The 18,661-nt window shown below is 68.4% G+C and carries 24 protein-coding genes and 2 tRNA genes; 15 read left to right on the forward strand and 11 right to left on the reverse strand.

Annotation, left to right across the window (positions count from 1 at the left end; genetic code table 11):
* Positions 1-256: transposase family protein (locus tag BN12_RS05870; RefSeq protein ID WP_048550846.1), on the forward strand; the 256-nt coding region annotated here is incomplete at its 5' end.
* A 148-nt stretch (positions 257-404) separates the two neighbouring features.
* On the opposite strand, the gene BN12_RS05875 is transcribed toward BN12_RS05870, so the two are convergent.
* The 3 genes from BN12_RS05875 to BN12_RS05885 all read right to left on the reverse strand — a co-directional run bounded on the left by BN12_RS05875 (position 405) and on the right by BN12_RS05885 (position 2,101).
* Complete coding sequence (locus tag BN12_RS05875) at positions 405-1,085, reverse strand: GntR family transcriptional regulator (protein WP_235432312.1); 681 nt, start codon at positions 1,083-1,085, stop codon at positions 405-407.
* Positions 1,086-1,167: 82 nt separating this feature from the next.
* On the reverse strand, positions 1,168-1,671 hold the full coding sequence (locus tag BN12_RS05880; protein ID WP_048550848.1) for a flavin reductase family protein: 504 nt from the start codon (positions 1,669-1,671) through the stop codon (positions 1,168-1,170).
* Between the two features lie 49 nt (positions 1,672-1,720).
* Positions 1,721-2,101: an ester cyclase gene (locus BN12_RS05885; protein WP_200901161.1), complete on the reverse strand. Its 381-nt coding sequence runs from the start codon at positions 2,099-2,101 to the stop codon at positions 1,721-1,723.
* Between the two features lie 332 nt (positions 2,102-2,433).
* Here BN12_RS05885 and BN12_RS05890 point away from each other — a divergent pair, with 332 nt between their 5' ends.
* The 10 genes from BN12_RS05890 to BN12_RS05935 all read left to right on the forward strand — a co-directional run bounded on the left by BN12_RS05890 (position 2,434) and on the right by BN12_RS05935 (position 12,223).
* Positions 2,434-3,054: an amino acid synthesis family protein gene (locus BN12_RS05890; RefSeq protein WP_048550850.1), complete on the forward strand. Its 621-nt coding sequence runs from the start codon at positions 2,434-2,436 to the stop codon at positions 3,052-3,054.
* Positions 3,051-3,602 (forward strand): amino acid synthesis family protein, encoded by a 552-nt coding sequence (locus BN12_RS05895; protein WP_048550851.1) that lies wholly within the window; start codon positions 3,051-3,053, stop codon positions 3,600-3,602. Before BN12_RS05890 ends, BN12_RS05895 begins: the two co-directional genes overlap by 4 nt.
* A 36-nt stretch (positions 3,603-3,638) precedes the next feature.
* Positions 3,639-4,373 (forward strand): alpha/beta fold hydrolase, encoded by a 735-nt coding sequence (locus BN12_RS05900; RefSeq protein WP_048550852.1) that lies wholly within the window; start codon positions 3,639-3,641, stop codon positions 4,371-4,373.
* Positions 4,366-5,853, forward strand: a complete 1,488-nt coding sequence (locus tag BN12_RS05905) for an aldehyde dehydrogenase (RefSeq protein WP_048550854.1) — start codon at positions 4,366-4,368, stop codon at positions 5,851-5,853. Before BN12_RS05900 ends, BN12_RS05905 begins: the two co-directional genes overlap by 8 nt.
* A 5-nt stretch (positions 5,854-5,858) precedes the next feature.
* On the forward strand, positions 5,859-6,083 hold the full coding sequence (locus BN12_RS05910) for a tautomerase family protein (protein WP_048550856.1): 225 nt from the start codon (positions 5,859-5,861) through the stop codon (positions 6,081-6,083).
* Positions 6,080-7,123, forward strand: coding sequence for an LLM class flavin-dependent oxidoreductase (locus tag BN12_RS05915; protein ID WP_048550859.1), 1,044 nt, complete (start codon positions 6,080-6,082; stop codon positions 7,121-7,123). Before BN12_RS05910 ends, BN12_RS05915 begins: the two co-directional genes overlap by 4 nt.
* Before the next feature lie 496 nt (positions 7,124-7,619).
* Entirely contained in the window at positions 7,620-9,152 is a 1,533-nt protein-coding gene (locus BN12_RS05920) for a purine-cytosine permease family protein (RefSeq protein ID WP_235432313.1), read from the forward strand.
* Between the two features lie 172 nt (positions 9,153-9,324).
* On the forward strand, positions 9,325-10,482 hold the full coding sequence (locus tag BN12_RS05925) for a zinc-dependent alcohol dehydrogenase family protein (RefSeq protein ID WP_048550862.1): 1,158 nt from the start codon (positions 9,325-9,327) through the stop codon (positions 10,480-10,482).
* A gap of 416 nt (positions 10,483-10,898) precedes the next feature.
* Complete coding sequence (locus BN12_RS05930) at positions 10,899-11,192, forward strand: hypothetical protein (RefSeq protein ID WP_048550863.1); 294 nt, start codon at positions 10,899-10,901, stop codon at positions 11,190-11,192.
* Positions 11,193-11,425: 233 nt separating this feature from the next.
* Positions 11,426-12,223, forward strand: a complete 798-nt coding sequence (locus BN12_RS05935) for an alpha/beta fold hydrolase (RefSeq protein ID WP_200901162.1) — start codon at positions 11,426-11,428, stop codon at positions 12,221-12,223.
* Positions 12,224-12,285: 62 nt separating this feature from the next.
* Here BN12_RS05935 and BN12_RS05940 read toward each other — a convergent pair whose 3' ends face one another.
* Positions 12,286-12,816, reverse strand: coding sequence for a riboflavin kinase (locus BN12_RS05940; protein ID WP_235432314.1), 531 nt, complete (start codon positions 12,814-12,816; stop codon positions 12,286-12,288).
* A 114-nt stretch (positions 12,817-12,930) separates the two neighbouring features.
* On the opposite strand from BN12_RS05940, the gene BN12_RS05945 reads away from it, so the two are divergent.
* From BN12_RS05945 to BN12_RS05955, 3 genes are read left to right on the forward strand one after another with little or no spacing between them, the layout of a single operon-like run.
* A complete protein-coding gene (locus tag BN12_RS05945) occupies positions 12,931-13,170 on the forward strand; it encodes a hypothetical protein (protein WP_048550866.1) in 240 nt (79 codons plus the stop codon).
* Positions 13,167-13,631: a DUF5709 domain-containing protein gene (locus tag BN12_RS05950; RefSeq protein ID WP_048550867.1), complete on the forward strand. Its 465-nt coding sequence runs from the start codon at positions 13,167-13,169 to the stop codon at positions 13,629-13,631. The genes BN12_RS05945 and BN12_RS05950 overlap by 4 nt, the downstream gene beginning before the upstream one ends.
* Complete coding sequence (locus BN12_RS05955) at positions 13,628-14,689, forward strand: adenosine deaminase (RefSeq protein WP_048550870.1); 1,062 nt, start codon at positions 13,628-13,630, stop codon at positions 14,687-14,689. Before BN12_RS05950 ends, BN12_RS05955 begins: the two co-directional genes overlap by 4 nt.
* Here the strand turns inward: BN12_RS05955 and BN12_RS05960 are convergent.
* The 7 genes from BN12_RS05960 to BN12_RS05990 all read right to left on the reverse strand — a co-directional run bounded on the left by BN12_RS05960 (position 14,631) and on the right by BN12_RS05990 (position 17,960).
* Positions 14,631-15,425: a DUF4184 family protein gene (locus BN12_RS05960; RefSeq protein ID WP_048550872.1), complete on the reverse strand. Its 795-nt coding sequence runs from the start codon at positions 15,423-15,425 to the stop codon at positions 14,631-14,633. The genes BN12_RS05955 and BN12_RS05960 overlap by 59 nt on opposite strands.
* 28 nt (positions 15,426-15,453) lie before the next feature.
* Positions 15,454-16,527: a UDP-N-acetylmuramate dehydrogenase gene (locus BN12_RS05965; protein WP_083454450.1), complete on the reverse strand. Its 1,074-nt coding sequence runs from the start codon at positions 16,525-16,527 to the stop codon at positions 15,454-15,456.
* A gap of 8 nt (positions 16,528-16,535) precedes the next feature.
* Entirely contained in the window at positions 16,536-16,955 is a 420-nt protein-coding gene (locus BN12_RS05970; protein WP_048550873.1) for a MaoC/PaaZ C-terminal domain-containing protein, read from the reverse strand.
* A 2-nt stretch (positions 16,956-16,957) separates the two neighbouring features.
* Positions 16,958-17,404, reverse strand: coding sequence for an FAS1-like dehydratase domain-containing protein (locus tag BN12_RS05975; protein WP_048554305.1), 447 nt, complete (start codon positions 17,402-17,404; stop codon positions 16,958-16,960).
* 88 nt (positions 17,405-17,492) lie between these two features.
* Positions 17,493-17,663 carry a 50S ribosomal protein L33 gene (gene rpmG / locus BN12_RS05980; protein WP_048550876.1) on the reverse strand — a complete coding sequence of 57 codons (171 nt, stop codon included), beginning with the start codon at positions 17,661-17,663 and terminating at the stop codon, positions 17,493-17,495.
* 105 nt (positions 17,664-17,768) lie between these two features.
* Positions 17,769-17,842, reverse strand: a tRNA-Met gene (locus tag BN12_RS05985).
* 45 nt (positions 17,843-17,887) lie between these two features.
* Positions 17,888-17,960, reverse strand: a tRNA-Thr gene (locus BN12_RS05990).
* 239 nt (positions 17,961-18,199) lie between these two features.
* Here BN12_RS05990 and BN12_RS25010 point away from each other — a divergent pair.
* A partial coding sequence (locus BN12_RS25010) for an AMP-binding protein (RefSeq protein ID WP_048550877.1) occupies positions 18,200-18,661 on the forward strand: 462 nt, incomplete at its 3' end.

Consider the following 18,661-nt stretch of genomic DNA (forward strand, 5'->3'; position numbering starts at 1 on the left):
CCTGCCGACGCTGACCGACAAGGGCTACACCGGCGCCGGGATCGGCATCCACGTCCCGCTCAAGGGCGCCAACCTGTCCCCCGAGAACAAGGCCAGCAACCTGCTCATCACCGCCCTACGGGCACCGGCCGAACGCGCCAACGCCCTGTTCAAATCCGGCTTCAACGCCTTACGACGCATCACACTGTGCCCATGGCGCATCGGCCACATCACCGCCGCCGCCCTCGTCATCCTCACCATGCACCGCGGACGCTGATGAGAAAACCTCAATGTCCACGTGGTGTTCCTTGGCAGCGGCGCCTCCCCCGTCGGACGTCGACGGACGGCGGATGGGCCATGAGAGCTGCCTCCGCAGACCCCGGTGCCGGGAGGTTCACCGGGCGGCGAGGTCGTGGCGAGCGTGGTCAGTGCTCGGAGTCGTGGAGCAACCCCGCCACCAAGGCACGTCGCGAGGCACGAACGTGCTCCCGCATGACGCGCTCGGCGTCGTCGCCGTCCTTGGACAGAATCAGGTCCAGGACGTGGCGGTGCTCCTGGACGGACTTCAGCGGTCTCCCCGGCTGGCTCAGTGAGGTCTGGACGAGACGTGAGTAGGCAAGCTGGTTCATGAGCATGCGGTAGTGAGCGACCAGCTTGGTGTTGTCAGAGCCCTGGATGAGCAGGTCATGGAACTCCTGGACCAGGTCGGCGACCTCATCGCGGTTGTCCTTCTTGACGGCTCGGTGAGCCCGCCTGAGGTTCTCCTCGAGCAGGTCGATCTCCGGAATGTGTCCGCGAGCTGCGAACAACCGCACTGCGGCCCCTTCGAGCAGTTCCTTCATTTCGAACAATTCGATGATCTCGCGGCGTGAGGGTGTGGTCACGAACGTTCCAACGCGGGGACGGATCTCTATCAGGCCTTCGGTCTGCAGTTGCTTCAGGGCTTCGCGGACTGGCGTCCGGCTCACGCCGAACTCCTCCGCCAGGGCGAGCTCGGACAGACTCTCGCCCGGCCGAGCCTCGCCCTCGATGATCCGGCGACGCATCTCGTCCACCACGCGAACCTGAATGGACCGCGTCGACTTGCCGCTCACGCCGGTGGTCACGTGCTCTCCCTGTCAGCTGTCGTCGTGGCCCCGTCACGAATGTCGTAAAGGTGTCCACGGGGGCCCGCTGCCCTGAGAGGGATTATGCCAGCGCGACTAGTGCGCTCCCGTCGAAGAAGCGTCCGGCGCTGTACACCATGGCGTGACGCTCCGTGACCGCAGCATGCGTGACGCGGCAGATGAAGACCGTATGTGTGCTGGCTTGGAGCCGTTCGCGGATCTCCACCTCCATCTGGGCGCTGCTGCGTTCCAGCAGTGGACTGCCGAAGGGTCCGGGGGTCCAGTCCAGACCCGTGAACTTGTCCTCGGCCTTGGTGGCGAACCTGTTGACCACGTCGAGCTGGTCGGTGGACAGGATGTTGATCGCCAGGTGATCGGCTCTGAACAGGCAGTCGTGGGTCGACGACGTGCGCTGCACGCACACCATCACCGTCGGTGGGTCGAGCGAGATGCTCGAAAAGGCGTTGACCGCCAGGCCGCGGGGCACTTCCTCATCCAGGGCCGTCACCACGGTGACGCCGGTCACGAAGGCGCGGTTGACCTTCTTCATCAGGTCCAGGTCGGGTCTGGCCGGGACTGTCGGCATGGGCATCCTTCCTTGTCGGTGTGCGGGGGTCGCGGTGAGCGGTGGTTGATCAGTCCTGTCCGACTGTGATGATGCCCAGGGCCGTGAGCAGCGCCCGGGGATCCCACGTGACGAACTCCTCGACGATTCGGTCATCCTCGAATCGCGAGAAGGTGGCACCGCTGATCTGCACGGTCCGCTTCGTCGCCGGAACCCCCATGAAGGAGTGCTGATGGGTTCCTTCGCTGTGCCACCGGACCGCTGCCCGATCCCCTTCCACCACGATGTCGTCCACCGTGGTGTAGAGGTCGGGGAAGGCGGCGCGAGTGGACACGATCGAGGCCTTGAAGCCTTCACGGTCGAGCGGTGCCGGGTCGGTGCTGCGCCGCGCGTAGCTCTCGCTGAGCAGCTCGTCGAGCGCGTCGACCTCGCCGCGGTCCCACGCCGCCACCCACGCCCGTTCGATGCGGGCCCGGCGCCCATCGTTGTCGCTCGACATGATCCTCCTTTGGATCCGGGGCTGGTCGAAGCGAAGTCATCGACCCGCTTCGGTTGATGCATACAAGAGGAAGGTAGAACCAGGTCCGGCCGGATGTCAACCAGTCGACGCGCGGACCACGCGACCAGAGTCTGAGGGGTGTCTGTCCCATGTACGTAACGCGTTGTTAGAGAGGCAGATAGTGACTACTTGATGGCCTACTCATCGATCGGGACCCCGGCGACCGACCGCATCTTCGCGCCGGGGGTTGACCCTGATTGCGACGATGTCCTATCGTCAGTGGCATGCAAGAGATCCCCATGGCCGACGGTGTGGGCCTCCGCAAGCTGGTGGTCTACCGGGAAGAACTGGTCACTGAAGCCGGAGCGAGCCCGGTCCGACCGGTCCAGCAGGCCAGCATTGCGGCCGTCGTGCAGAACCCGTGGGCCGGCACCCCTCCCGACCGTGACCTGTCGGTGGAGGTTGCCCGGATCGCGCCCTCGCTGGCGAAGCTGCTGACCTACCGGCTCATCGAGGTGCTGGGCGGCGTGGACCAGATCGAGGCCTTCGGAAAGGCTGCCATCGTCGGTGAAGAGGGCCAGATCGAGCATGGCGGCGCATTGATCCACACCCCGTACTTCGGCAATCTCATGCGGGAGTTCCTCGAAGGGGAGTCCATCATCTGTTTCGCCGACACTCGCGCCGACGCGGGCCAGCCCTTGGTGGTCCCGTTGTGGCACAAGACCCGAGCCGCGACCCGAAGTCATTACCAGACCATCAGCACTCGCGTGTCGGACGCTCCGCGCGCGCGAGAGATCGTCGTCGTTGCCGCCGCGTCGACGGGCCCTCGTCCACATCCACGGATCGGTGACCGCACGACCGATCCGGCCATCACCACGAAGAGCTTGGAGACCGTCCTGTCATGAAGATTCGCAAGATCGTCACCCTCGTTGAGGAGATCCACGTTGAAGGGGGCAAGGACGTCTCGCCCCCCGCACGCGTCGCCGTGGTGGCCGCGGTCATTGAGAACCCTTGGGCTGGACAGGGTTTCGTCCAGGATCTCGGGCCGGGAATCGACGAGAACGCCTCCGACCTCGGGGCCCTGCTCGCTCCGCAGGTGCTCGCGGCGCTGGGAAGTCCCGCCGAGGCCTACGGGAAGGCCGCGATCGTGGGACTCGACGGCGAGATCGAGCACGGCTCGGCACTCATCCACACACTCAAGTTCGGCGATCACTTCCGCAAGGCTGCCTCGGCGACCACGCTGCTGCCGGCGGTGGAGAAGCGCGGGCCGTCGGGTGTCGCCTTCGACATCCCGCTGAAGCACATCACGGACGCGACGATCCGGTCGCACCATCAGAGCCTCGAGGTGCGCATCGCGGACGCCCCGCACGCGGGCGAGCTCGTCGTCGCCCTGGCAGCAGCGGCCCAAGGCCGCCCTCAGCAGCGCTTGGCGTCCCTGTCAACGGAGCAGTGACGGGTCGGGCCCCGACTTTCGCGAGGTGGATCACCGATGAGCAAGCCAACGATGGTGTTGCTGCACGGCGTGGGTCTGGACCACACGGCGTGGGACGAGGTCAGCGCACTGCTGGCCGACGATTTCGAGGTGGTCGCTCCGGACCTGCCCGGCCACGGGACGAATCCACCTGCGCCCGAGGGGACAACCCTGTCCGACCTCGCCGATGGGGTTCTCGACGAGGTGCCGCCAGGGTCCCATCTGGTCGGGTTCTCGCTCGGAGCGCTCGTGGCGCAATACCTGGCCGTCCACAGACCTGGACTCGCTGCGACCCTGACGTCGGTCAGCTCGGTCTGCCGGCGAACCCCCGCCGAGCGCGAGGCGGTTCTGCAGCGATTGTCAGTCGCCGAGAGCGACTTCTCCGCGAGCGCGACCGCCTCACTCCGACGGTGGTACGACGATACCGATGTCGTGCCTCAAGCCGTCCAGCGCACCCGAGAGACACTCATGGGCAACGACCCCTCGAGCTTTGTCAACTGCTACCGCGTCTTCGCCACCGGGGACGCCGAGGTCGGACCGGTACTGGACCGCATCACGATCCCCGCTCTGGCGATCACCGGTGAACTGGACCCCGGGTCCACGCCGGAGATGTCTCGCCGCTTGGCCGAGGCCATCCCGTCCTGCCGCGTGGTGATCGTTCCCGGTGCCCGCCACATGCTCCCGGTCGAGCGACCGCGAGAGCTCGTCTCCGCTCTGACGACCTTCATCGAGGAAGAGGACACCCATGTCTGAGCAGATCACGCTGAACCACTTCATCGGCGGCCAGCCTGCCGAGCCCCATTCCGGTGAGTACTTCGAGAGCACCAACCCGGCGACTCGGGAGGTCATCTACCGTGCTGCTCGAGGGAACGAAGCCGACGTCGCCGCTGCGGTCACGTCCGCGCAGCAGGCGTTCGAGGACCCCCGCTGGCGAAACCTGAGCCAGACGAGGCGGGGACATCTCTTGCGCCGACTCGGCGATCTCATCGCGGCGAACGCCGAGGAGCTCGCTCGTTCGGAAAGTAGGGACAACGGGAAGCTGCTGCGGGAGATGCGCGCGCAACTGGCCGGCCTCCCGGAGTACTACTACTACTATGCGGGACTCGCCGACAAGATCCACGGCGACGTCATCCCCACCTCGGACCGAGCGATCCTGAACTACACCACGCGCGAGCCGCTGGGGGTCGTCGGGGCGATCACCCCGTGGAACTCCCCGTTGACGTTGACGACCAGCAAGTTGGCTCCCGCCTTGTGTGCGGGCAACACCGTCGTGATCAAGCCGTCCGAGTACACCTCGGCAACCGTGCTGCGGCTCGCCGAGCTGGCAGTCGAGGCTGGATTCCCGCCTGGGGCAGTCAATGTCGTGACCGGCTTCGGCGCCGAGGCCGGTCAAGCACTGGTCGACAACCGAGGGCTGGCGAAGATCTCGTTCACCGGAAGCACGGGCACGGGTGCACGGATCGCCCGAGCCGCAGCCGGCCGATTCATCGGTGCGACCTTGGAGCTCGGTGGAAAGTCCCCCAACATCATCTTCGAGGATGCCAACATCGCCAACGCGGCCATGGGCGTCGTGGCAGGCATCTTCGCGGCCGCGGGCCAGACCTGCATCGCTGGTAGCCGCATCTTCGCCCATCGCTCCGTGTACGACGAGCTGCTCGAGCGGGTTACGGAACGGGCCCAATCCATCCAGATCGGCGATCCCCTGTTGGACGACACCGAGCTTGGCCCACTGGCCTTCGGGGACCAGCGGGACAAGGTCGCCTCCTACGTCGACCTGGGCAGGGACGAAGGGGCGCGCGTGCTGACCGGCGGCCGCGCGACAGACGGTGGGCTGGGCGGCTACTTCTACGAGCCCACAGTTCTCGTCGACGTCACCAACGACATGCGCGTGGTTCGCGAGGAGATCTTCGGTCCCGTTGCGGCGATCATGCCGTTCGACACCGAGGAGGAGGTGGTGCGCCTGGCCAACGACACCGAGTACGGACTCGCTGCCGGCGTGTGGACGACGAACCTGTCCCGAGCCCACCGGGTCGCGGCTCAGCTGGAGGCGGGGACGATCTGGATCAACACCTATCGGGCCATGTCTCCGATGTCACCGCGTCAGGGTTTCAAGAACAGTGGTGTCGGCATCGAGCATGGGACCGAGACGATGAAGGAGTACACCCGGCTCAAGAGCGTGTGGGTGAACACGAGCGAAGAGCCGGTGGCCGACCCGTTCATCCTGCGCAGCTGATTGCTATGCCGCTCGTCGAGGTCACCCTGGCCGAGGGCCGCACACCAGAGCAGATTCGAGCGCTCATCCATCAGGTGCACACGGCCGTTCTGGACACCGTCAACACCCTTCCGCAGCACATTCGAGTCGTCGTCCGTGAGGTCCCGCGCACCCACTGGGCCACCGGTGACCAGACGCTCAGCGAGATGGATATCGCAACCGACGCATCAAGAACAAAGGAGTTCCCGTGAGATTCTCACTGTTCGTCCATATGGAGCGCTGGGACGACCAGGTCACCCACCGTCAGTTGCTGGAGGACTTGACGGAGTTGACGCAGATGGCCGAAGCGGGCGGCTTCAGCACTGTCTGGATCGGTGAGCATCACTCGATGGAGTACACGATCTCTCCGAGCCCGATGCCGCTGCTCGCCTATCTGGCCGGTCAGACCACCACGATCCGGCTCGGTGCCGGCACCGTCATCGCGCCCTTCTGGAACCCCATTCGAGCGGCGGGAGAGTGCGCGCTCCTGGACGTCATCAGCAACGGACGCGCAGAGATCGGCCTCGCCCGTGGTGCGTACCAGTTCGAGTTCGACCGCATGGCCGGCGGCCTGCCCGCGACCGACGGCGGAAAGCACCTGCGAGAGCTCGTCCCGGCGGTGCGGAAGCTGTGGCAGGGGGACTACGCCCACGACGGAGAGATCTGGAAGTTCCCCACCTCGACCAGCGTGCCCAAACCTGTTCAGCAGCCCACTCCGCCGATGTGGATCGCTGCGCGTGACCCGGACTCACACGACTTCGCCGTCCGTTCGGGTTGCAACGTCATGGTCACGCCACTGATGAAGGACGATGAGGAGGTTGTCGACCTCAAGCGGAAGTTCGACACCGCCGTCGCCAACCACCCTGAGGTTCCCCGCCCAGAGATCATGGTGCTGCGACACACCTATGTCCACGCTGCCGACGATCCGGACGGCTGGCGAGCGGGAGCGGCCGCGGTCAATCGCTTCTATCGCACCTTCGATGCATGGTTCGGCAACAAGATCACCCCGGTCGACGGCTTCTTGGAACCCAGCCCCGAGTCGAAGTTCGCCGAGCGGCCGGAATTCCAACTCGAGTCGCTGCACCATTCGGCGATGATCGGCACGCCGGACGAAGTCATCGCGCGGCTGCGCACCTATCAGGACCTGGGAGTTGACGAGTTCAGCTTCTGGAGTGACAACGGCATGTCGCATGAGGACAAGCGTCGCTCCCTCCAGCTGTTCATCGATCAGGTCGTGCCCGCCTTCCAGTAGGGTCCGCCCTCTCGTCCGAACCCTGCCGAGGGCCGGCCGCGGAACCATGTCCGCGGTCGGCCCTCGGTGGTTCCAGGGGTCGCACGGTTGCATACAAGACACTGCGTAGTTCTCGAATGGAACCTGAAGGGCGTGTCAGATGCGGACAGGATCGCCCCTGGCGGCATCTCTTGCATGCCAGCGTTCCGAAGAGACGTCTCAGCATCACCCTGTGGATACTGGCCCCTCTCTGCCCTGCTCATAGGCACTTTCGCGCCATCATCCATCAACCGGGCAGCGGTTCACTGAACCTCATGCCCGCGAAGCCTTGACGGCTGGCATACAACAACTCTACAGTCTCTTGCATGCAAGAAGCGGCTTGCTCCGTTCACAATGAGGTGTCAACGGCGGCTTCCTCATCCGGCCGGTCGGCTGGCGGGGGAGGCGACGCAGGCACGGTGCCGTCTGCCGCCTCGGTGGTCCGGAGAGAACCCCCGCCCCCCGCCATCCGACGCACATGGGTGAGCGCCCGTTGGTGCGTACCGAGCAGAAAGGCAGCACGATGAACCCGGACGTCTCCACCGCGTCGACGGGCGAACTCGCCGAAGACTTCCACTATCGCGACAAGATCGCGGCGGTCGAACCTTACGGTGTCGACGCCATCCCCGACTCCGAGCGCCACGGCAAGGCGGTATCGCAGTTCTTCATCTGGTTCGCCGCCGGCATGAACTTCCCCATCATGGTGCTGGGCTTCTCCGGCGTCAGCTTCGGCCTGTCGCTGCCGATGGCGGTGACCGCTATCGTGGCCGGCTCCTTCGTCGGCGCGGTCGTCATGGGCATCCTGTCCCGGATGGGTGGCCGGTTGGGTGTCGCCCAACAGATCCAGGCGCGTGGCCCGCTCGGCTTCTTCGGCAACTTCGTACCCGTCGCCTATGTCAACGTCTTCGCCGGCATCGGATGGGCCTCGGTCACCGTGATCCTCGGCGCTCAGGCCTTGACCACCCTGGTGCCGGCCATCCCGTTCTGGGTGGGCGCGCTCGGCCTCGTGATCGTCCAGCTCATCGTCGCCGTCTTCGGCTACAACATGATCCACTACCTGGAGAGGATCCTCGCTGTCGTCCTCTTCTTCGGGTTCGTGATCATCACCGTTGTCTCCGTATCCCGCGGGTGGCAGGGGGGATTCGACACGAACCCCAAGGCGCCCTTCTGGATCGGCGGCTGGGGCGGGTGGGTGACCTTCGCCGGATACTTCCTCTCCTTCCTGATCGCATGGTGGCCCTTCGCCTCCGACTACTCCCGCTACCTACCTGACGAGGACCACATCAACCGTGCAACGGGGGTGTGGACCTGGGCCGGCAACTTCTTCTCCTTGGCGTGGCTCGGCGTCGCGGGGGCCCTGCTCGGCAGCTCGGCACTGTCCGGTGAGACTCCCATCCAGGCACTGGAGCGAATGACCGGCCCGTTCCACGTCGTGGCGCTGCTCATCGTCCTCACCTCGTCCTTCTCCCAGAACTTCCTCAACGTCTACGGTGGCGCGATCTCGGTGCAGACGCTGCGAATTCCCGTCAGCCGTCGGACCGCCGTCATCATCATCTGCGCCGTCGCCTACATCATCAGCCTGTGGGCCGACGAGGGTTTCGAGGCCAAGTTCAAGAACTTCCTCTTCATGGGGGCATACCTCATCGCACCCTTCGGGGCGATCCTCCTTCTCGACTACGTCTTCGGTCACCGTCACGACCGCGCTCGTATCGCAGAGCTCTATGACTCCCGGCGCATCTTGGAATGGGGCTTCGTCGCCTGGGTGGGTGCTGCACTCGTCTCCATGCCGTTCTGGAACCTGTCATTCTTCGTCGGCCCGATCGCCAAGGCACATCCGCATTGGGGCGACCTCACCTACTTCGTGGGATTCGTCGCCGGGGGAGTGTTCTACCTCCTGACGTATCGGCTCCCACCGCTGTGGCACCGCGAGAAGCCCGTATTCACCGACGCCCATGGCGTCGACCCGTCGGCGGTCGTGGTCGACGACGCGGGGAGTCCGGACCCCGCCTGATCGAGTCGGGCCCTCAGCGGGGCCAGGTCTCCTGGTCCCGCACCGGGGTCCGCTGGACAGCATCGATCACGCACGCGGATGCGGTCGGCTACGGCTGCGGCGGACTCGTCAGGATGCCTCAGCCGTAGCCGACCGCAGGCGCCAACACAGCGATCTGGAAGGCAGACCTCTCATGCAGATCACCGCCGCCGTCCTGAGCTCGGTCGGCGTCCCGACACCGTACGTGTCCTCGAATCCGCTGCGACTGCAGCGACTGGAACTGGACCCGCCAGGCCCGGGTGAGGTGCTGGTGCGTGTCGCGGCCGCCGGGCTGTGCCATTCCGACCTGTCGGTCATCAACGGCAATCGGATACGACCCACGCCGATGGCGCTGGGACACGAGGCTGCCGGAGTGGTTGAGGAGGTTGTGCCCACACCTGGTCTGTCCGGTGGAACGGATCTGGCACCCGGCGACCATGTCGTCTTCGTCTTCGTTCCCTCCTGTGGACGCTGTGAGCCGTGCAGCGGCGGCCGACCGGCACTGTGCGAGCCCGGCGCGGCGGCCAACACGGCCGGAACCCTGCTGTCCGGCGAGCGCCGGCTGCATGCCAGCGATGGCAGCCAGGTACACCACCATCTCGGGGTATCGGCCTTCGCCGATCACGCCGTCGTCTCACGTGCCTCTCTCGTCAAGGTGGACCCCGACCTTCCGTTGGAGGAGGCGGCTCTCTTCGGCTGTGCCGTGCTGACCGGTGTCGGTGCGGTCTTCAACACCGCCCGGGCTGAGGCGGGTTCGTCGGTCGCCGTGGTCGGGCTTGGAGGAGTGGGACTGTCCTCCTTGCTCGGCGCCATCGCCGCAGGTGCGCGGACGGTCGTCGCCGTCGACCTATCCGCGGAGAAGCTCGCCCTGGCGGAGAGGCTCGGCGCGACCCACGCCGTCAACGCAGGTGATCCTGAGGCGGCAGAACAGATCCGCTCTCTCACCAGGGGCGGCGTGGACTACGCCTTCGAACTGGCCGGGTCGGCGCGGGCCCTCGACCTGGCCTTCAGCGTCACCCGGCGAGGTGGTACGACCGTCACGGCCGGTCTCACCCGCCCCGATGTCCGACTTCCCCTGAGTCCGGTGACCCTCGTCGCCGAGGAACGAACCCTCAAGGGCAGCTATATCGGCACCGCCGTGCCTGGACGCGACATTCCACGCTACATCGAGCTCTACCGCCGTGGTCGCCTGCCGGTCGACAGGTTGCTCAGCGGAACATCCCCGCTGTCCGACATCAATGCCGGGTTCGACCTGCTGGATTCTGGGCAGGCCGTCCGGCACGTCGTCACGATGTCGGAGGCTGGCTATTGAGCACGTCGTGGGACGACGTGGTCGCGCAACGGCGCGGGGCGTCGGATGGGCGGTCCCCACGCGCGGAGCTCGGACGGCCGAGGGGTCATGTCGGCGTGTCCGTATCCAGCTGGTGGCAGGGAGTGGCGGGACGCATCGTGACCGACTGGCTTCCTCAACGAGACGGCCGAAGGGGACTGTATGACGTCTCTCGCGGAGCCATGTACTCCGACGGGGCAAGGCGTTCATCGTCCTCCAAGCTGCGGCAGTTCCGGGGGAGCTGGCGCACGAGGCTCGTCGGCTCGGTCTGACGTAGCAAAGACGTGGCGATCTGCGGATGGGTGAGACCGCTGTCGTCGATGTCCTCGGCACACCGACCGAGTGCTTGGCGGGGAGGGCCAGAAGAGAAGCATGCAGTCCGAGGAGAGAAGGTCATCATGAGTTCCACCGACAACGCGGCCGAGCAGTACACGGAATTGTTCGAGCAGGGGCAGAAGGCGTTCCTCGACGCCGTCGACAACTGGTCGAGGGCGGCGCGCTACACCTTCGACCGGTTCGGTACGAGCTCCGGCACACCTCTCGTCGCACCTGAGGTGATCCTCGACCAGGTCTTCGACTTCGCGGTCAAGATCCTCGAAGTACAGCGCGACGTCAGCAGGCGACTGCTCGCTGCTGCAACCGAGGCGAGCGACGCCACGGCGGCCGTTGCCAAGGCGTCCGCCGAACGCTGACCGGCGACGCCCGAGCGAATTGCCCCAGCGATGTGCATGCAACTCGAGCAGGCGGGACGCCCAGACCTCAGGAGCGTGGCTGCCAGAGCCGCGAGCCTCCGCTGGAGAACGGCGCGGACGGGCGAGTCCGCGCGGACCGTCCTCCAACCGACGACGTCATCCGAGCAGGGACTCGATGGCCTACACCCCAACCGTTGAAGGCGGAGACAGTGGAGCGGACCGATACACACAGCGTGACAGCCGACGATGGGACGCGTATCGCCTACGTGGACGAGGGGGCCGGGGAGCCCATCCTCCTCCTGCCTGGGCTCGGGTATGCCTCGTGGAGCTGGACGCGCCAGGTCGGCTCACTCTCCCGGCACGGGCGGGTCCTGGCGGTGGACAACCGCGGCACGGGGCGGTCGGAGACGCCGGAAGGGCCGTACACGATCGACCAGATGGCTCTGGATGCCCTTGCGGTCGCCTCGGTGGCGTCCGGGCCCGTGCACGTCGTCGGAGCGTCGATGGGCGGCTACATCGCGTTGACCCTGGCGCTGCGGAACCCGGCTGCCGTCAAGTCGCTGACACTGATAGCGAGCACCAGTGGCGGGCCCGGTTCCACGCCCGTCCCCGAGTCCACTCTGCGAGCATGGGCCGCCGCCGGCGTGATGGCACCCGAGGACTATGCCCGAGCCACCATGCCCCTGTCCTTCGCACCGGGTTGGACGGCAGAGCACCCCGCGGAGTTCGAGGAACTGCTCCAGCTGCGACTGCGTCACCCGACCTCATCACGAGCATGGACGGCGCAGTTCGCCGCCTGCGCGGACTATCTGGAGATCGGGGCGCCCCCTGGAGACATCGATGACATCCCGACGCTCGTCATCCATGGCACGGCCGACCGCGTCGTGCCCTACGACAACATGTCCCACGTGGCCTCCCGGCTGCCGAGGGCGAAGCAGATCACCCTCCGCGGTGCCGGACACCTCTGCTGGATCGAGAGGGACGCCAGCGTCAACCAGGCTCTCGTCGACCAGATCGCTCTCGCGGTCTGAAGCATGCCCGGCGGCCACAGACGTCCGCATTCCGCACGGAGATGCCCCAGAGGGGCACGTGACTACCTCCCCGGGGCCGTCCACCCGAGTGACTCCAGGAGCTGCCGACCATCTCGCGCGATCGTCTCGATATGGGCGGTCAGCGCCTCGATGGAGTCGAAACGTCTCTGGGGTCTGAGCTGCCGCTCGAGATTGATGACCGCACGACGACCGTAGAGGTCATCGTCGAAATCAAAGAGGTGCGCCTCGACCGTTCGTTCGGCGTTGTCGAACGTCGGGTTCGTGCCGATCGAGACTAATACTGGCCAGGGGATATCGGGATCCAGGTGCCCCGTCGCACTCGGTGCGTCGACGAGACTGAACCACCCGAAGTACACCCCATCCTGAGGAAGGTCCCTCGTCGACAGAACGGTCAGATTCGCCGTCGGATATCCGAGCGTGCGACCTCGCTGGGCCCCAGCGACCACGATCCCCTCGACGTGGGCGATGACAGATGCGCCGTCGCCTGCCACGTGTGGGTCACCCTGGACCTCCGCTCCAGCCGGGGGAGGCGGGGCAACATCTCCTCCTGACTCGACGTCACGGCTGGCCAAGCACGAAGGGTCGGGCAGGTCTGTGGGCGGCACAGACCCAGTGTGTCGCTTCTGGACTCGAAGATCGACCCAGAAGGGCCAATTCCCCTGTCCCTCTGACTGATTGATGGCGACATGACGATCCCTCGCCAAGGCCGCCGGGATCGTCCTGACCCCGCCGGGGCGGCCTTCCCCCACGGGCACGACCCGCACGACCGCAACATCCGCCTCGCGCCCAGCTTCCCCGTCCTGGACGACGTCCAGACCGCCATGACCGGCGTCGCCACCTGCATCGCCCTCGCCGCCGCCGAACACCTCCAAGCCCGACACCAGACCGAGCGCAGCACACCCGAAGATGCGAGCCTGGAGTCATGACGGATCCGACGAGCGACCCCCTGGACGACGACGCGCTCGACCCGCAGGGACTGGAGACCCTCGGTGCGGAGCGCCCCGACGACGTGCGCATCAGCGCCGAGGAGGGGGACGACGAGCCGGTCGTGCCGCCGGACATGATGCCGCGCGGCACGGAGTGGGGCACGACGCCGGCCGAGGAGGAGCAGGGCGAGTCGATCGAGCAGCGGATCGCCCAGGAGGAGCCTGACCCCGAGCCAGACGACGCGACGGTCGGCGGCGACGACCCCGACGCCATCGACGCGGAGGACGACTGGCTCGGTGACGACGGCGAGGTCGGCGACGGGCCGCCGGTCCGCGTCGTCTCCGACGACGAGGGCGACCGGCCCGACACCGACTCCCAGGCCTGGGGTCGCGATGCCGGCTTCGACGACGACGGCGGTTCGGCCGAGGAGTCGGCCATGCACGTCATCGAGGACAGCTGAGCCTCACACCGGGCGCGGGCGAGCGCTCCCGCGATCTCACGCGGCTGCCCAAGGCCCACCTCCACCTCCACTTCACCGGATCGACGCGGGTGGCGACGATCCGCGACCTCGCCGACAGGCACGGCATCCGGCTCCCCACGGCGCTCCTCGCGGACTGGCCACCGCGCCTCAGCGCGCGGGACGAGCGGGGCTGGTTCCGGTTCCAACGGCTCTACGACGCCGCCCGGGCCTGCGTCCGGGACGAGGACGACATGCGGCGCATCGTCCGCGAGGCCGCCGAGGACGACGCGTCGGAGGGCTCGGCCTGGCTGGAGATCCAGGTCGACCCCACGTCGTACGCGCCGTTCCTCGGAGGCATCACCCCGACGCTGGAGATCGTCCTCGACGAGGCCCGGGCCGTGTCGGCCGCCGGCCCGACCCCGGTGGCCGTCGTCGTCGCCGCATCCCGGATCCGGCATCCCCTCGACGCCCGGACCCTCGCCCGGCTCGCGGTCCGCCACGCGGGCGAGGGCCCGGGGTCGGTCGTCGGGTTCGGACTGTCCAACGACGAGCGCCGCGGCGTGACCGAGGAGTTCGCGGCCGCGTTCGCCATCGCCCGCCGGGGCGGCCTGGCCCTCGTCCCCCACGCCGGGGAGCTCCTCGGGCCGACGGCGGTCGAGACGACGCTGGAGTCGATCCGCCCCGACCGCATCGGGCACGGCGTCCGCAGCGTCGAGGATCCCCGGGTCCTCGAGCTCGTCGCCGAGTCCGGGGTCGCCCTCGAGGTGTGCCCGGCGAGCAACGTCGCCCTCGGCGTCTACCCCGACGCCCGCGACGTCCCGCTCCGGACGATCGTCTCCGCCGGCATACCCGTCGCCCTCGGCGCCGACGACCCGATGCTCTTCGGGAGCCGGCTCACGGACCAGTACGCCATGGCCCGGCGCGACCTCGCGTTCGACGACGCCGGCCTCGCCGAGCTGGCCCGGTCCTCGATCCGCGCGAGCCGGGCGCCGGCGCCGGTCAGGGACCAGGTGCTCCGGAGGATCGAGGACTGGCTCGCCGACGGCGCCGCCCCCTGAGGGCCGCCGCCCACCAGGCGACGACGACGAGGGCCGCCGCGGCACAGGTCAGCGCGAGCCCCGGGACGACGAGGTTCTTCAGGTATGCCGCGCGCCCGGGTGACGGGGGCATCGCCCGGATCCCGAGCGCGACGCCGGCGACGAAGGCGGCGAGGAGGAGCGACCACGCGGCGTGGTGCCAGCCGACGACCCGGTCGGGCGGGGTCTCGGGGCGGCGGGACCGGAGCGCCTGGACGACGTAGCCGGCGACGAGGACGCAGCCGACGACGCTCGAGCCGAGCTGCAGCCACTGGTAGAGCGGCCACTGGACGTGGACGGTCCGCAGCGCCGGCCAGTGCTCGACGACGTAGCCCTCCCGATGCGTGAACCCGTCCCACACCACGTGGGTCAGCCCCCCGACGACGGCGGCGACGTAGGCCAGCGGGACATCGCTCCACCGCACCCGTCGGTCCAGCGGCCGCAGCCGCTCCCGGACCCGGGTCGGTGACAGGTCGCGCAGCGGCCGCTCGACGGCGACGAGCCAGGCGAGGAGGGCGGCGAGGCTCATGAGGGCGTCGACGCCGACGACGCCGCGGAGGGAGTGGGTCAGCACCCGGGAGACGGGGACGGGCACGAAGTAGGGCGCGTCGGGTGCCATCGTCGCGATGACGAGCGCGGCGAAGACGACGGGCCGCGCCCGGCCGAGGCTCCGCGCGACCGGGAGCGCGGCGAGGGTGTGTGCGGGAGTGAAGGCCACGGATGCCCAGGTGCCGTCCCGCGGGACCTCAGAGCTCGACGCCGACGAGGACGGGCTCGGCGACGAGCCGGACCCCGAAGACCTCCTCGACGCCGTCGCGGACCCGCCGGGCGAGGGCGGCGACGTCGGCCGTCGTCGCGTCGCCCCGGTTGGTCACCGCGAGGGTGTGCTTCGTCGAGAGAGCGGCCGGCCCCGGGAGGCCGAACCCCCGCGTGAACCCGGCCCGCTCGATGAGCCACGCCGCGCTCACCTTCGTCCCGCCGCCCGCCTCCGGCCACGACGCGACGCGGGGGTCGGCCGGGCCGAGGTGGGCGCGGGCCCGGTCGACGAGGTCGGCGTACGCGGCGGCCGACAGGATCGGGTTCGTGAAGAACGAGCCGCAGCTCCACGTGTCGTGGTCCTCGGCGTCGAGGACCATCCCGCGCCGGCGACGCTGGGCCAGGACGGCCTCCCGCGCGTCGGCGAGCGGGACCCGGCGGCCGGCCTCGACGCCGAGCTGGTCGGCCAGCGCGGCATACGCGACAGGGCGGGACAGGTCGGCGACCTCGAGCTGGAAGAGGACGTCGAGGACGACGTAGCGATCGGTGCCCTTGAACCTCGACTGGCGGTAGGTGAAGGCGCAGTCGGCGTTGGCGACGGTCCGCACCGTCTGGTCCCGTCGGTCCCACACGCGCACCGAGGCGATGGTCTGGGCGACCTCCTGGCCGTAGGCGCCGACATTCTGGATCGGAGTCGCCCCCGTGCGGCCCGGTATGCCGGAGAGCGCCTCGATGCCGGCCCACCCCTCCTGCGTCGAGCGGGCGACGAGGGCGTCCCAGTCCTCGCCCGCCGCCACCCGGACGAACGCGCCGCCGCAGCGGTCGCGTGACTCGACGGCGACACCCCGGGTGGCGACGTGGACGACCGTGCCGGGAAAGCCGGCGTCGGCGACGACGAGGTTCGACCCTCCGGAGAGCAGCAGGAGCGGCTCGTCGGCGTCGTCGACCTCGCGGACCGCGTCGACGAGCTCGTCGGTCGACGTGACGGTGACGAGCCGCGCGGCCGGCCCGCCGACGTGCATCGTCGTGAGGTCGGCGAGCGCCGCGCCGGCGGTCTCCTCCACGAGGTGCGTCAGTCGAGCCGGACGACGGCGACGCAGCGGCCGAGGACCTTCTCCCCCGCCGCGGTCGTCGTCAGCTCGACCGTCGCCCGCCGTGCCTGCTCGTCGACCGACGTGACGACGCCGGTGACGACGATCTCGGCACCGTCACGGGGGACGACGACGGGCTTGGTGAAGCGGGTCGAGTAGGCGACGACCCGCCCGGTGTCGCCGGCCCAGTCGGAGACGACGGTGCCCGTCGCCCCCATCGTCCACATCCCGTGGGCGATGACGTCGGGCAGTCCGACGCTCGTGGCGAACTCCTCGTCCTGGTGGATGGGGTTCTGGTCGAGGGAGGCATCGGCATACGCGACGAGGGTCGTGCGGGTGACCGGCAGGGTCACCGGCCCCAGCTGCTCACCGACGGTCACCGTGTCGAACGCTCTGGCCACGCTCACTCCCCTCCCCGGACGACGATCGTCGAGGTCTCGGTGCAGACGGGCGAGCCCTCGGCGTCGACGAGCTCGCACCGCGTCGTGATCATCGAGTGCCCTCCGGCCTGCCGGATGGCGTCGACCGTCAGGGTGCCCGTCAGCTCGTCACCCGCCGTGATGGGGCGGTGGTGGACGAAGCCCTCCTCGCCGTGGACGACCCGGCTGTAGTCGATGCCGGCCTCGGGGTCGCGGACGTACTCGGCGGAGCAGCGCTGGGCGAACCGGACGGCCATCGTCGGCGGGGCGATGACGTCGCGGTACCCCGCGGCCCGGGCCGCGTCCGCGTCGGTGTGGAGGGGGTCGGTGGCGCCCACGGCCCGGGCGAACGCCGCGATCATCGCGGCGTCGACGGCATACGGGCCGCTCGGCGCATAGCTGCGCCCGGCGAACTCGGAGTTGACGGTCATGGCGGCCACTCTAGCCAGCGCCGGAACGGCGGAAGCCGCCCGGCCACGGCGTGTGGCGGGCGGCTTCCGGCGGATGCTTCGGGGTGCCTCAGCGGGTCTCGCGGTGCACGGTGTGCCGGCGGTCGCGGGGGCAGTACTTCTTCAGCTCGAGCCGGTCGGGGTCGTTGCGCCGGTTCTTCTTCGTGATGTAGTTGCGCTCCTTGCACTCCGTGCAGGCCAGAGTGATCTTCGGGCGAACGTCCTGGGACTTGGTGGCCACGGGGCAGACCTGCGCTTTCGGGTGATGCGGGAACGACGGAACTCGGGACGGATCTCGACAGGACAGGATACGCGACCTCGGGGGCGATCCCGAAATCACGTCCGGTAGCGGGGGCGGGGCTCGATCCCGCGACCTCACGATTATGAGTCGTGCGCTCTGACCAGCTGAGCTACCCCGCCAGGGGTTCGGCACCGGGTGGTCGCATCCACCGGCTCCGATCCGCGAGCCCCAATAGGGAATCGAACCCTAGACCTTTTCCTTACCATGGAAACGCTCTGCCGACTGAGCTATTGGGGCCTGCGGCCGATCGGTGCGCACACCGGTCCCAGACCGCTCCGAGAGACTACACGGTCGGGCCGGATGCGATGAAATCGCGGCACCATCCCGCTCCTCCCGCCTCTCACCCACCGGCATACCCCCACCTCCCTCGCACGTGCCGAGAAGATGTCGTCATTCCCGCGGGTGGACGACATCGGCTCGGCACGTGCGGAGACAGGCCCTTGTCCGCGGCGGTCGGGCCGAGGCAGGGTGACGCCATGACCGCGCCCTCCAGCCCCGCCTCCGCCCCGTCCTCCGACCTCGTCCGTCGCGTCCGACGGCAGGCGCTCGGCGACCTCCCCCACCGGACCGCCTCCCGGGTCCCGGACAAGCTCGCCCTCGTCGGAGGGGGCCGGCGCTTCACGTATGCCGAGCTCGCGGCGGTCGTCGACGCGGGTGCGGCGGCGCTCGCCGACGCGGGGCTCGCCAAGGGCGACCGGCTGGCCCTCCTCTCGCACAACTGCTGGGAGTTCGTGGCCCTGTCGTTCGCGGCGGCACGTATCGGCGTCGTCCTCGTCCCCGTCAACTTCATGCTGTCGGCGCCCGAGATCGCCTTCATCCTCGATCACAGCGGCGCCGCGGCGTTCGTCGTCGAGGACGCCCTCGTGCCGGTGGCGGCCGACGCCCTGGCCGCGTCGGCCGGGTCGGTGCGGCTGCGGGCGGTCCTCCCGTCCTCGGGG

Origin of the sequence: Nostocoides japonicum T1-X7, from assembly GCF_001046855.1 — a bacterium.
Lineage (GTDB): Bacteria > Actinomycetota > Actinomycetes > Actinomycetales > Dermatophilaceae > Nostocoides > Nostocoides japonicum.

Bases quoted from the DNA above. Each gene is read 5' to 3' on its own strand.
- BN12_RS05880 (WP_048550848.1), bottom strand. From the start codon at position 1,671: ATGCCGACAGTCCCGGCCAGACCCGACCTGGACCTGATGAAGAAGGTC.
- BN12_RS05890 (WP_048550850.1), top strand. From the start codon at position 2,434: ATGCAAGAGATCCCCATGGCCGACGGTGTGGGCCTCCGCAAGCTGGTG.
- BN12_RS05895 (WP_048550851.1), top strand. From the start codon at position 3,051: ATGAAGATTCGCAAGATCGTCACCCTCGTTGAGGAGATCCACGTTGAA.
- BN12_RS05900 (WP_048550852.1), top strand. From the start codon at position 3,639: ATGAGCAAGCCAACGATGGTGTTGCTGCACGGCGTGGGTCTGGACCAC.
- BN12_RS05905 (WP_048550854.1), top strand. From the start codon at position 4,366: ATGTCTGAGCAGATCACGCTGAACCACTTCATCGGCGGCCAGCCTGCC.
- BN12_RS05910 (WP_048550856.1), top strand. From the start codon at position 5,859: ATGCCGCTCGTCGAGGTCACCCTGGCCGAGGGCCGCACACCAGAGCAG.
- BN12_RS05920 (WP_235432313.1), top strand. From the start codon at position 7,620: ATGGGTGAGCGCCCGTTGGTGCGTACCGAGCAGAAAGGCAGCACGATG.
- BN12_RS05925 (WP_048550862.1), top strand. From the start codon at position 9,325: ATGCAGATCACCGCCGCCGTCCTGAGCTCGGTCGGCGTCCCGACACCG.
- BN12_RS05930 (WP_048550863.1), top strand. From the start codon at position 10,899: ATGAGTTCCACCGACAACGCGGCCGAGCAGTACACGGAATTGTTCGAG.
- BN12_RS05945 (WP_048550866.1), top strand. From the start codon at position 12,931: ATGACGATCCCTCGCCAAGGCCGCCGGGATCGTCCTGACCCCGCCGGG.
- BN12_RS05950 (WP_048550867.1), top strand. From the start codon at position 13,167: ATGACGGATCCGACGAGCGACCCCCTGGACGACGACGCGCTCGACCCG.
- BN12_RS05975 (WP_048554305.1), bottom strand. From the start codon at position 17,404: ATGACCGTCAACTCCGAGTTCGCCGGGCGCAGCTATGCGCCGAGCGGC.